The sequence below is a fragment of the Streptomyces sp. NPDC102270 genome, from assembly GCF_044766405.1.
Classification (GTDB): domain Bacteria; phylum Actinomycetota; class Actinomycetes; order Streptomycetales; family Streptomycetaceae; genus Streptomyces.
The window spans coordinates 101,513-113,413 of record NZ_JBIWLX010000016.1; the positions used below are offsets into that span (position 1 = coordinate 101,513).

Here is an 11,901-nt window from a genome sequence, read left to right on the forward strand (position 1 = left end):
ACCCCCGGGGGGTGACGACCGGTGGGCCGCCGACTGGCGACGATGAGGCGAACCCAGCAGCCGGAGGCAACACATGCGGGTACAGCACAGCCCCACCGGAGGCGGTACGGCGGGCCGGTCACCGGCCACCGCGCGCGCGGTGCTGGCGCCGCTCGCGCTCGCCCAGTTCGTGTGCAGCTTCGCCGGCTCCAACATGAACGTGATGATCAACGACATCAGCGAGGACCTCGACACCACCGTGCAGGGCGTACAACTCGCGATCACGCTCTTCCTGCTGGTCATGGCGGCCCTCATGATCCCCGGCGGCAAACTGACCGACCGCCTCGGCCGCAAGCGGTGCCTCCTGATCGGTCTCACCGTCTACGGCGTCGGAGCCCTCCTCAGCGCGGCCGCGCCCAACCTCGGTGTCCTCATCCTCGGCAACTCCCTGCTGGAGGGCGTCGGTACGGCCCTGCTCATCCCGCCCGTCTACATCCTGACCACACTCCTGTTCGTGGACGTGGTGGCCCGGGCCCGCGCGTTCGGAACAGTCATGGCATTCGCCGGCATAGGTGCCGCCGCCGGACCGCTGATCGGCGGGCTCATCACCTCGGCACTCAGCTGGCGGGCCGCCTTTCTCTTTCAGGCCCTGGTCATCGTGGTGATCATCCTGCTGAGCCGGCGGATCACGGATCCGCTGCCGCCCGACCCGACGCGGGTCTTCGACACCGGCGGTGCCGTCCTGTCGGCCGTCGGGCTCGTCCTCGTCGTCATGGGCATCCTGGCCACCGACGACAACGGCTGGCTGGCGGCCGGTCTGTTCGTCCTCGGCGCGCTCGTGCTCGTCTGGTTCTACCGGTGGATACGCGCCAGGGAACGCTCCGGCGCGGAGCCGCTGCTGTCGACGAGCCTGTTCCGCGACCGCACGTCCAATCTCGGCCTCATCACACAGAACGCCCAGTGGCTGATGCTCATGGGGGTGTCGTTCGTGGCGGCGGCCTACCTCCAGGTCGTCCGCGGGTACGACGCGATCCGGACCGGCGTGGTTTTCACGGCGGCCACGGCCGGCCTCCTCGCGGCGTCGCTCGGCGCCGAGCGCCTCGCGAAAAAGTGGTCGCAGCGGACGCTCGTCATGACGGGCTTCGCCGTCACGATCTGCGGGATCGGGCTGCTCATCGTCCTGGTGAACGCCTGGACGAGCGCCTGGGCTTTCGTGCCCGGGCTGCTGCTGATCGGGCTGGGACTGGGCGTCATGCTGACCCCGTCGGTCAACGTGGTGCAGTCCAGCTTCGGAGAGCAGCAGCAGGGCGAGATCTCGGGCCTCTCGCGCAGCGTGTCCAACCTGGGATCGTCCTTCGGCACCGCGATCGCCGGCACGATCCTCGTCGCCGACCCCGCCTTCGGGGCGTACGCGGCGGCACTGATCGTGCTGATCGTGATCGGGTGCGGGGGGCTCGTCGCGGCGGCGAAGCTGCCGCGGACCGGGCCCCCTCGCTGACCGTACGCCCCGCTTTCGCGAGCTCCTTCGCAAGGTCCTACCGCTGCGCCCGGTCGAGTTCCTCATCGAGCGCCAGGGCCGCCTCGACCAGCGCGAGATGGGTGAACGCCTGCGGGAAGTTGCCCAGTTGCTCACCCGAGGGGCCGATCTCCTCGGCGAAAAGACCGACATGGTTGGCGTAGGTGAGCATCTTGTCGAAGGCGTACCGCGCCTGTTGCAACCGGCCGGCCCGGGCCAGTGACTCGACGTAGAGGAAGCTGCACAGACTGAAGGTGCCCTCCGAGCCGCGCAGCCCGTCCGGCGAGGCCTCCGGGTCGTAGCGGTAGACCAGGCTGTCGGTGACCAGCTCCTCGTCCATGGCGTCCAGCGTGCTGAGCCACGCGGGATCCTTCGGCGAGAGGAAGCCGACCTGGGGCATGAGCAGCAGCGAGGCGTCCAGGACGTCGGTGGCGTAGTGCTGGACGAAAGCCTGCCGCTTGGTGCTCCAGCCACGCTGCAGAATCTGCTCGAACACGGTGTCGCGCGCCGTCCGCCAGCGGTCGATGTCCGCGGGCCTGGAGTGCTCGGCGGCCAGCCGGACACCACGGTCGAAGGCGACCCAGGTCATGAGGCGGCTGTACGTGAACTCCTGCCGGCCGCCCCGGGTCTCCCAGATCCCCTCGTCGGGGCGGTCCCAGTGGTCGGCCAGCCAGTCCAGCAGGGTCGCGAGAGACTTCCAGCCCTGGATGGCCCCGATGTCACCACCCTGCGCCAGGGCGTCCGCCGCCTCGCCGTAGATGTCGAGCTGTATCTGGTCGGCCGCCGCGTTGCCGGCCCGCACCGGCGCGGAGCCCCGGTATCCCTCGAGATGGTCCAGGACCTCCTCGGTCAGCCGGGGTTCGCCGTCGACCCGGTACATGATCTGCAGCGGTTCGCCCGTCTCGGTACGGCCGGCGTCGAGCCGGTCGCGCATCCAGTGGCGGAAGGCGGCGGCCTCGTCGGTGAACCCCAGACCCGCCAGCGCCCGGACGGACAGCGAGGCGTCGCGGACCCAGGTGTAGCGGTAGTCCCAGTTGCGCTCTCCGCCGATCTGTTCGGGGAGTCCCATGGTGGCGGCGGCGATCGGAGCGCCCGTAGGGGCGTAGGTGAGCAGTTTCAGCGTGATCGTCGAGCGGTTGACCATGTCCCGCCAGCGGCCGTGGTACGTGGAGGAGCGCAGCCATCGGTGCCAGAAGCCCCTGCACGACTCCAGCTCGTCCCGGATGCCGTCCGCCGACAGCGGATCCGGGACGGGGCCGCCGCTCGCGTCGGTGGTCAGGACGACAGCGGCCACCTCGCCGGCGGACAGCGTGCAGTGGGCCGTGATGTCGTTCCCGTCGGGCTGGAGCACGAACGGGCCGAGGGTCTGCAGATGCAGGTCCGTGCCGGGTCCCTGGAAGACCGCGGACCGGTCGTCGACCCTGGACAGGTCGTGCGGGGCGCGGCCGTAGTCGAAGCGCGGACGGCACGCCAGGGTGAAGTCCAGTCGGCCCCGCACCACCCTGACCACCCGCACCAGCCGGTGCCGCTCGGTCGGCACCGTGGTCTCCAGCGGGATCATGAAGTCCGCGACCTCACCGACGCCCTCAGGCGCCATGTAGCGGGTGACGAGCACGGCCGTGTCCGACAGGTAGAGCTGGCGGACGGTCGCCCGGCCGTCGTCGGCCACATCAGCCGTGAGCCGGCAGTGGCCGCCACGCTCGCCGTCCAGGAGAGCGGCGAACACGCTGGGCGAGTCGAACCTGGGCGTGCACCACCAGTCGATCGTCCCCGCCGAGGACACCAGGGCGGCGGTCTGGAGATCGCCGACCATTCCGTGGTCTGCGATGTTCGGATAGGTGTTCACCGTCACTCCTTCGTCGGGGTCGCCAGGATCAGGCTGCGGTGGGCGGGAAGTGACCGCACCACCCGGCGCGGGTGAGGCGGTGGGCGAGCGCTCAGCGCCAGTCGTGGCGGACCGCGCTGGAGACGAGGAGATCCTGCACCGACGAACGGGTTGCGCTGACCGGGACCCACAGCAGTCCCAGCGGGAACACCAGGCACAGCAGCGCACGCGACAAGGCGCGCGGGACACCGAGTTCCCGTCCCGTACGGGCGGTCACGCGCAGGCCCATCAACCGGTCTCCGACGGTACGCCCGGACGACACCCAACTGCCGGTGAGATACAGGACGGCGATCAGCGTGCCGCCCGTCGCGGTGAGCCAGTCCGGCGGGTCGGGGTACCGGAACGGCGGTCCGGTGACCAGCAGCCTGGCGGCCCCGACGCACAGCTGGGCGACGAGTCCGAGTCCGGCCACCACGACCGCGTCGACACCGGCCGCGACCGCACGGGAGACCAGTCCGGCCGGATACCCCAGGAGCCCCTGTGGCCGCGCCCGCCCGGCAGACGTCACGGCGGCGTCGGCATCTCGGTCGGCACCTCGGGCAGCCCCGTCCTGCGCAGCAGCCGGTCCGTCACCCGGTTCACCAGCCGGTCGCCACGAAGACCGCGGACACGGACGGCGTCGATCGTCTCCTGGGCCATTCCGCCGCCGGTGTCCTTGACGATTCGCCCCAGATCGATCTGCGTCAGCACTCCCAAGGTCAGCGGGATCAGATCGACGCGGGCGATCACGGCATCGACGTCGATACGCCCGGCGACCGCGTCGACGTCCAGCCGCCGGGCGACCCGGTCCACGTCGATCCGGTCGGCGATGCGGTTCACGTCCATCCGGCCGGCGATGCCGTCGAGGTCGATCCGGGCCGCGATCCGGTCGACGTCCATCCGGCCGGCGATGTCGTCCACGTCGATCCGGGCCGCGATCCGGTTCACGTCCACCCGGTCCGCGACCCGCGCGATGTCCACTCGGTCGGCCACCTTGTTCACGTCCACCCGGGAGACCACGTCGTCCAGGTCGATCCGGTCCACGACGGCGGTCACTAGCCTGCGCGTCAACACATCCGTGCCCCCGGCGAGGACACCCAGCACGCGAAGCGGCAGCCGCGCCAGCGCCCTCGCCAGTCCCACACCGTTGTTTCCGGTCACCCCGCCATCGCACCAGCACGGCGCCGCGAGGACATCATCCGTCACGGGTGAGGGGATGAGCCGATCCCTTCCCGGGAGGCCCTATGCAGAAAGCATATGTACGGTAATGCTGAGAGCTGCTGAGGGGGAGCGCCACCCAAGGACACTGGGAGTGAGCGCCATGAGTACGAGGGACGACAAGGCCCGGGAACCGACGGCTCCCTGTCTCGATCCCCTGGGAGAACCCTATCTGCGCATGCGGTTCGCCGTGCCGACCAGACCGCCCACCTTCCTGCGGCGCGAGCGCCTGGCCAGGCACCTCGACCAGGCACTCCGGACTCCCTTGACGATGGTCAACGGCGCGGCCGGCGCGGGCAAGACCCTGCTGGTCGCCGACTGGGCCGAGAACCTGGACCGGCCCGTCGCCTGGCTCGACGCGAACGCGGGCCGGCAGGGCCCCGGGATGTTCTGGGCGTACCTGCTCGAAGCCCTGCGTGCCTCGGGCCTGCTGGTGTCCGACGAGGTCGGCTGCCCGCTGGACGCGAACCGGATCGACCACCAGCTGCTGGCCCGACTGGCCGCCGACCTCAGCCGTCGTCCCCTTCCCGCGATCGTCGTGCTCGACGAGTACGACCGGGTGACCGCCTCGCAGACCCAGGAACAGCTTCAGTTCGTTCTGCACCACGCGGGATCCGGACTCCGCCTGGTCCTCATCACCCGCACCGAACCACTGCTGCCACTGCACCGCTACCGGATGGCCGGCGAGATCACCGAGATCCGTGACGGCGAACTGGCCTTCACCCCCGAGGAAGCCGCCGAGCTGCTGGATCTCCACGGCCTGAGCCTGCCCCCGCCTGCCGTGCGTGCCGTCGTGGACCGCACCCGTGGCTGGGCCGCCGGACTGAGGCTCTGCGCCCTGGCCGCCCAGGAGAGCGGGGATCCGGAGGCCTATCTGCAGGACTTCGAGGCGGACCGGACCACGGTCGCCGACTTCCTGCTGGCCGAGGTGCTCGGCCGGCAGCCTGCCGAGACCCAGGACCTCCTGATGCGCGTCAGCGTCCTGGACCGGTTCTGCCCCGACCTGGCGAACGCCCTGACCGGCCGCACCGACGCCGCACCCCTTCTGGAAGGGCTGCGGCGCGAGAACGCGTTCGTCGAGGATCTCGGGCACGGATGGCACCGTCTTCATCCGCTGCTGGGCGAAATCCTGCGGGCCCGTCTGCGGTTGCGCTCTCCCGGCCTGGAGCCGGAGCTGCACCGGCGGGCCGCACACTGGCTGCGCAGTTCCGGATCACTCGCCGAGACCCTGGTGCACGGAGCCGCCGCGGGCGACTGGGAGTTCACCACGCGCGCCTTCGTGGAGGATCTCGCGATCGGCCGGCTCTTCACCGGACGGGGCGCCGACGACATCACCGAACTGTTCTCCCGGATGGGTCCCGAGTCGTCGAGCCCCACGACGGACCTGGTCCGCGCGGCCCGGGACCTGTCCCGGTCCGACATCGACCACGGCCTGGCCCACCTGCGCCATGCCGAGGCGGGGCTGGCCGCGGAAGAGTCCGAGCCCGCGACGGGCCGGCTCAGCTGTGCCCTGCTGGAAACCCTGGCGGCCCGGCTGACCGGTTCGCCGTGCGAGGCGGAGAAGGCGGCGGAGGCCGCGGAGGAACTGCGGCAGGAGGTGCCCGCCCACCTTCTGGACAAGCATCCCGAACTCACCGCTCTCCTGCTCACCCACCTGGGCTCCACACGGCTGTGGGCCGGACGGTTCGAGGAGGCGCGCGCCGCGCTGCGTACCGTGGCCGACTCCGCCGGCGGAGCCTTGACGGCGCCGCTGCGGGAGGAGTCCCTGGGGCATCTGGCGCTGATCGACTACTTGAACGGCTGGCTCGGCCGGGCGGAGCGCAAAGCTCTGGCGGCGATGACCGAGACGGCGCGGTACGGCCTGGCCACGCCGTCCGGTTCCGGTATCGAGCAGTTGGTCCTGGCCGCCGTGGCCGCCGACCGCAACGAACTGACCGAGTCGCAGGCCTATCTGGACCAGGCGGCTCACTCGGCCGGGGCGCTGCGGGATCCGGTGACGCTGGCCGGCCGGTCGGTGGCCACCGCGCGTCTGCTGCTCGCCAAGGGCGAACCGGCCGCGGCCGCGGCGGCGTTGGACCACCTCGTCCCCGCCGTCGAGGTCTCGCCCTGGGCACGCGGGCAGTCGGCCCTCGCCACCGCGGCCGTGCATCTGGCCGAGGGACGGCCGGACACGGCCGCGAAGGTGCTGCTGGACGCCCCCGAGGACCAGCAGGTCTGTGCCGTGCAAGCCGCTCGGGCTCAGCTCGCCACGGGGAATGCCCGTGCCGCCATCGACACGCTGAACGGGCTGCGCGCCAAAGGCCCCAGCGGCCCCGCGGTGACCGTCGGGGCCCTGTTGGTGCGGGCGCAGGCGGCGGAGGACAGCGGAGACCGCGTCACCGCCCGCGGGCTCGTCGTCCAGGCACTCACCGCAGCCCGGCACGAGCGGCTGCGGCGGCCCTTCCTCGAGGCCGGCCCCTGGATGCGTCGCCTGCTGACCACGGAGCCCTGCCAGGGCCTGGCGGCAGGCTGGCTGACAGCCGGGCCACCACCGCGTCCGGGCAGCCATCCCCAGTTCCTGGACCCGTCCCCGCCCTTGGTGGTGGAGGAGCTGAGCGGGCGGGAGAGTGACGTGCTGCAGCGTCTGGCCCTGATGATGTCGACCGAGGAGATCGCCGCCGAGCTGTTCGTCTCCGTGAACACGGTGAAGACCCATCTCAAGAGCGTCTACCGAAAACTGGCGGTGAACCGGCGCAACGACGCGGTGCGCCGGGCGCGAGAGCTCGGGCTGCTGTGAACCGCGCGCCGTCCGGCTCGCCCGCGGCGGGTGAGGCGGACGGCGCTTCCCATCGGCTGCGATGGGCCGGTCGGCACGGAGCGGACACCGTGCGGAGGGAGGTGAGCATGCCCAGGAGCGAGATCGATACGGGACGACCCGAGAGCGGCGTCCGGGATCCTCGGCACACCGACTACACCGGCGGTGTCTACGGGTCCATGCTGGCCGCCTCCGTGGTGATCGGCGCGGGCACACTCGGCGAGTTTCCACGCCTGGAACTGGTCCTGCTGCTTCTGCTCACCGGGCTGGTGTTCTGGATCGCCCATGTGCACGCCCAGCTGTTCGGGGCACGGCTGGCCCGGCAAGCCCTCGACCGCCGGGTCGTGATGCAGGTGTGCCGGGACGAATGGCCGATCGTCAAGGCCGCCGTGCCGCCCGCCGTCGCCGTGGCCGTGAGCCCGTTGCTCGGCATCGGCGTACAAGGCGGTCTCTGGCTCGCGCTCGTCGTCGCCGTGGCGGGACAGGTCGGCTGGTCGACCCTCGCGGCACATCGCGCGGGCGCCAGCCGGCGCCTGATGGCGGTCACCGCCTTCGTCAATCTGCTGCTGGGTCTGCTGATCGTCCTGTTCAAGATCCTGCTGACGCACTGACCCGGCGCGCCGACCCGGACGGTTCACCCGCCGGTGCCGTCAGAGCCGTAGTGCGGTGATCCTGCCGGACCGGGCGGCGGCTCCCAGGGCTTCGAAGTCGCGCTGGTTCTGGTCGGCGTAGGACTGGGCGAACTCCGTGAGCGCTCGGTCGAAGCGGTCGCCGCTGCCCAGGTAGGCGGAGATCGCGACCGGGTCGCCCGAGCGGGCGTGGGCGCGGGCCAGGGAGGCCCCGCACAACCGCCCGAAGAACGAGAGTAGGCGGGGCTCCATGCTCTCGGGCTGTGCGATTCCCTTCCAGTCCCGCAGTTGACGTACGTAGAAGTCCCGGCCCTGCCGTCGAGACCCACGACGTGCGTCCAGCCCAGGAAGATGTCACTGGTCGTCTGGATCAGATGCTGTCCCGCGACGACACGGTGGCCCTGGTTGTCGTACGGATCTCCGCCCACGTGGGCGGAGAGCACCGACTCCTGCGCCTCCTTGGCCTGGAGCAGCAGGGGATCGTCGTCGTCGCGGCCGAGCAGGAGCAGGATCCAGCAGCGCGTGCCGACACTGCCGACGCCCACCACCTTGCGTGCCATGTCCACCAGGGTGAACCGGCTCAGCAACTGTGCGCGTTCGGCGGGCAGGGTCCGCGCGTACTCGTCCACGACGGCCTGGACCTCCTTCTCCCTGCCCTGCTCGGCCGGGTCGGCCAGCAGGTCGGCGAGCGGGGTGATGAGCGGCGCGTCCGGTGCGATCCGGCGGCCCTCGTCCGTCTGCCGGGTGAGCTTGCCGAACGCCAGGAGGTGGGTGCGCGTGCGCGCCTGTGCCGTCGCACGGGCGGTACGGCGTCTGGCCTCGCGGTCCATGGAGGACGCCAGCAGTTCCCGCATCCGGTCCGCGTCGTCCTGGGCGTACCAGATGTCGAGGGTCCGCATGCCGGAGAACTTCCGCATGCGCTTGCGGTAGGCCTTCACGCAGTGGCGTACGGCGTCGTCCTGCTCCTCGACCGAGAAGCCGTTGGCCCGGGCCGCGATGGCGAAGCCGGCCGCCAGCCGCTTGACGTCCCACTCGAAGGGTCCGGCCAGCGTCTCGTCGAAGCCGTTGATGTCGAATACCAGGTGCCGTTCGGGTGAGGCGAGGAGCCGGAAGTTCAGCAGATGCGCGTCACCGCACAGCTGGACCCGAAGCCCGGTCCGGGGCAGGGGACCCAGGTCCGCCGCCATGAGGCCGGCCGCCCCGCGGTAGAAGCGGAACGGCGACTCCAGCATCCGGCCGTAGCGGATCGGTACCAGTTCGGGCACCCGGGTGTCCGACTGGCGCACCAGCACCTCCACGGGGTCCTCCCGGTCCGGCCCGGCCTCGAAGCCGCCGTGGAGCGAGCGTGGCGTGTGCGTACGGGCGTGGCGGCCGTGGGCCGCTCTCTCGGTGGCCGACAGGGAGGCCGTGAACTCGCTGAATACGGTCATGGTCCGGCCTCCGGGTCCGTCGGTGACGTCCGACCTCACCTCATCCCCGCCGCCGTGCGTATGGATCACCCGTCATGGGTGACGCGGCGGCCTGCGGCCACGGGGGACGGTGACGCGGTGAAGCGATCACGCGAGGAAGCGTGATCACGCGAGGAGGCGTCATGACCGCACCGCATGACCCCGCACGGCCGTTCGGGCCGGAGCGGATGTCCGACGGGCCGGCCCCCGCCACCGGGCGGGAGCCGGGGGAGCTGCTCGCCGGAGTCGGCGGTTCATGGACCTGGATCCTGGGGGCGGCGCTCACCACCCTGGTGCCGGGCATCCTGGTGCTGGTGTGGCCGGACGAGACCCTGCACGTCCTGGCGGTCCTGGTGGGCCTCTACCTGCTGACGGTCGCGGCGTTCCGTTTCGTCACGGCCTTCGTTGCAGGGGGACCCGGTGAACGGGTCGCGCGGCTCATCCTCGCCGTGCTGTACCTGCTGGCCGGAGTGCTGTGCCTGCGAAATCCGCTCCAGACGATCACGGCGCTGTCCCTGATCGTCGGCGTCGTCTGGCTGCTCTCCGGCGTGCTGACGGCCTACACCGCGCTGGTCGCCGAGGATCTGCCGCACCGCGGCCTGGTCCTCGGGGCCGCGGCGCTCGCCGTCGTCGCCGGGATCGTGGTGCTGGCCCTGCCCGCCGAATCGGCTCGTGCGCTGACCCGGCTGCTGGGACTGTGGCTCGTCCTGCTGGGCGTCGTCGAGCTCCTTCTCGCCCTCGCACTGCGAGCCGCCGCCCGCAGGTCACCCGGCGTGAAGACGGTCGGTCCCGCGCCGTGAACGACTGGGCGAGCGCGCTCACCCGCCTCGGGTGAGGCAGGTCCGTTCTCGCCATGCGCACGCTGTGACAGGAGACAACTCCTACCGGGCGGTCGCCCGGCAGAGAAGGGGAGAGACATGAGCGCCCAGACGTACCTCGCGTACGATTACCCGCTCCTGAGCGTCTTCTGGAGCATGCTGCTGTTCTTCCTGTGGATCATGTGGTTCGTCCTGCTCTTCCGCATCGTGGTCGACATCTTCCGGGACGACGCCATGAGCGGCTGGGCGAAGGCCGGCTGGCTCGTGTTCGTGATCATCCTGCCGTTCCTGGGCGTCTTCGTGTACGTGATCGCACGCGGCAAGCACATGGGCAGCCGGGAGGTCGCGCAGGCGCGGGCTCAGCAGGAGTCCTTCGACAGCTACATCCGGCAGACGGCGGGCAGTGCCGACAGCCGGCCCAGCAGCGTCGACGAACTCGCCCGGCTGTCCGAGATCCGTTCTCGCGGTGACATCACCGAGGACGAGTTCCGCAGGGCGAAGGAACTGGTACTGAGCGGCGGGCGTACACCGAACGTCCCGGCGTAGGCCAAGCAGTGAGCGGTGTCCACGGCCGAGAAGGCGGCCGTGGACACACAGCGGTCCGGGGGAGCGGCAACTGAGGCAAGCGCCGTCGATGACCCATCGCCAGACCGCACCGTCGAGTCCTGCGGTCGTGACGGCACAGCCCCAGCACGCCGCGGACTGTCGTCGTCGACGGGACGGGCCGGTTGCAACAGCACATCGGCGTCGACGTGACGTTCACGCGGGGGATGGAGCAGACCGAACCCCTCGCGAGCACGACGATCTGGTCTGCGCGAGCCGCGGCGGACGCGCAGGCCGTTGTCGTCGCCGTGCATCATCACCTCGGGACCGAGCCGGGCGGGCTCGGGGAGCGGGGCAGATGGCCGGGACGCTGTCCGGGGAGCCCCGGGGTCGAGGACCTCGCTGAAGACGGTCCGCAGCGAAACGCGGCTCCGTTCGCGTGGAGCCGCAGTCGAAGAGACCGCGCGCCCTGGCCTCGCCTCGTGCAGCAGCCCCGCCGATCCGAGCGTCGCACGAACCTCCCGCCACACCGAGCAGCTGAACGCGTCGACGGTGGGGAGGTGTCGTAGCGCAAGGCGAATCCGAACCCGACGATCCCGACGGCCACCTCCTCCCGGTCGACCGAGCCCCTGAACACCCCCAACGGCGCGTCCTCGACAGGGAGTTCGGCATCAGCGCGCTCCGCGAACAGTGCCTCCCCGGGCGCCCCGGCATGCGGGGGCACCGGCCGGCGCACGCGGTTGATGGTGCGAAGATCCCCGCTCCTGTCGGTCGGCCGAGCCTGTGAACGCCTGCAACGGTTGGTCGGTCTCGGGGAGTTCGGCATTGGCGCGTGCCTCTCCGGGCGCCGAGGGGTGCGCGAGCACCCGCCGGCCCACGCGGTTGATGGTGCGAAGATCCCCGCTCCTCCCGGTCGACCAAGCCTGTGAACGCCTGCAACGGCTAGTCAGTCACGGGGAGTTCGGCATTGGCGCGTGCCTCTCCGGGCGCCGAGGCGTGCGCGAGCACCCGCCGGCCCACGCGGTTGATGGTGCGAAGATCCCCGCTCCTCCCGGTCGACCAAGCCTGTGAACGCCTGCAACGGCTAGTCAG

Annotated in this window: 8 protein-coding genes and 2 pseudogenes; 5 read left to right on the top strand and 5 right to left on the bottom strand. The window is 71.0% G+C overall.

From position 1 onward, the window contains the following. Positions 1 to 73 precede the first annotated feature (73 nt). Positions 74 to 1,477: an MFS transporter gene (locus ACIRP7_RS31615; RefSeq protein WP_403666127.1), complete on the top strand. Its 1,404-nt coding sequence runs from the start codon at positions 74 to 76 to the stop codon at positions 1,475 to 1,477. 37 nt (positions 1,478 to 1,514) lie between these two features. Here the strand turns inward: ACIRP7_RS31615 and ACIRP7_RS31620 are convergent, their stop codons facing one another. The 3 genes from ACIRP7_RS31620 to ACIRP7_RS31630 form a co-directional block, all read right to left on the bottom strand. After that, positions 1,515 to 3,341: a glycoside hydrolase family 15 protein gene (locus ACIRP7_RS31620; protein ID WP_403666129.1), complete on the bottom strand. Its 1,827-nt coding sequence runs from the start codon at positions 3,339 to 3,341 to the stop codon at positions 1,515 to 1,517. Between the two features lie 91 nt (positions 3,342 to 3,432). Then, on the bottom strand, positions 3,433 to 3,888 hold the full coding sequence (locus ACIRP7_RS31625) for an RDD family protein (RefSeq protein WP_403666131.1): 456 nt from the start codon (positions 3,886 to 3,888) through the stop codon (positions 3,433 to 3,435). Continuing rightward, entirely contained in the window at positions 3,885 to 4,520 is a 636-nt protein-coding gene (locus tag ACIRP7_RS31630; RefSeq protein ID WP_403666133.1) for a hypothetical protein, read from the bottom strand. Before ACIRP7_RS31630 ends, ACIRP7_RS31625 begins: the two co-directional genes overlap by 4 nt. A 160-nt stretch (positions 4,521 to 4,680) precedes the next feature. On the opposite strand from ACIRP7_RS31630, the gene ACIRP7_RS31635 reads away from it, so the two are divergent. Both ACIRP7_RS31635 and ACIRP7_RS31640 read left to right on the top strand, forming a co-directional pair. After that, a complete protein-coding gene (locus tag ACIRP7_RS31635; RefSeq protein ID WP_403666135.1) occupies positions 4,681 to 7,353 on the top strand; it encodes a LuxR C-terminal-related transcriptional regulator in 2,673 nt (890 codons plus the stop codon). A gap of 107 nt (positions 7,354 to 7,460) precedes the next feature. Then, positions 7,461 to 7,982 (top strand): hypothetical protein, encoded by a 522-nt coding sequence (locus tag ACIRP7_RS31640; RefSeq protein ID WP_403666137.1) that lies wholly within the window; start codon positions 7,461 to 7,463, stop codon positions 7,980 to 7,982. Positions 7,983 to 8,021: 39 nt separating this feature from the next. Here the strand turns inward: ACIRP7_RS31640 and ACIRP7_RS31645 are convergent. Next, a pseudogene (locus ACIRP7_RS31645) lies at positions 8,022 to 9,430 on the bottom strand (DUF2252 domain-containing protein). 161 nt (positions 9,431 to 9,591) lie between these two features. On the opposite strand from ACIRP7_RS31645, the gene ACIRP7_RS31650 reads away from it, so the two are divergent. Both ACIRP7_RS31650 and ACIRP7_RS31655 read left to right on the top strand, forming a co-directional pair. Further along, a complete protein-coding gene (locus ACIRP7_RS31650) occupies positions 9,592 to 10,248 on the top strand; it encodes an HdeD family acid-resistance protein (protein ID WP_403666139.1) in 657 nt (218 codons plus the stop codon). Between the two features lie 117 nt (positions 10,249 to 10,365). Then, positions 10,366 to 10,812 carry a PLDc N-terminal domain-containing protein gene (locus ACIRP7_RS31655; RefSeq protein WP_403666141.1) on the top strand — a complete coding sequence of 149 codons (447 nt, stop codon included), beginning with the start codon at positions 10,366 to 10,368 and terminating at the stop codon, positions 10,810 to 10,812. A 524-nt stretch (positions 10,813 to 11,336) separates the two neighbouring features. On the opposite strand, the pseudogene ACIRP7_RS31660 reads toward ACIRP7_RS31655, so the two are convergent. Further along, positions 11,337 to 11,563: pseudogene (locus ACIRP7_RS31660) on the bottom strand (IclR family transcriptional regulator); the annotation flags it as partial. Positions 11,564 to 11,901: the final 338 nt, after the last annotated feature.

Excerpts from the sequence above, each read along its gene's own strand:
- ACIRP7_RS31615 (WP_403666127.1), top strand. The coding sequence starts at position 74 with ATGCGGGTACAGCACAGCCCCACCGGAGGCGGTACGGCGGGCCGGTCA.
- ACIRP7_RS31635 (WP_403666135.1), top strand. The coding sequence starts at position 4,681 with ATGAGTACGAGGGACGACAAGGCCCGGGAACCGACGGCTCCCTGTCTC.
- ACIRP7_RS31640 (WP_403666137.1), top strand. The coding sequence starts at position 7,461 with ATGCCCAGGAGCGAGATCGATACGGGACGACCCGAGAGCGGCGTCCGG.
- ACIRP7_RS31650 (WP_403666139.1), top strand. The coding sequence starts at position 9,592 with ATGACCGCACCGCATGACCCCGCACGGCCGTTCGGGCCGGAGCGGATG.
- ACIRP7_RS31655 (WP_403666141.1), top strand. The coding sequence starts at position 10,366 with ATGAGCGCCCAGACGTACCTCGCGTACGATTACCCGCTCCTGAGCGTC.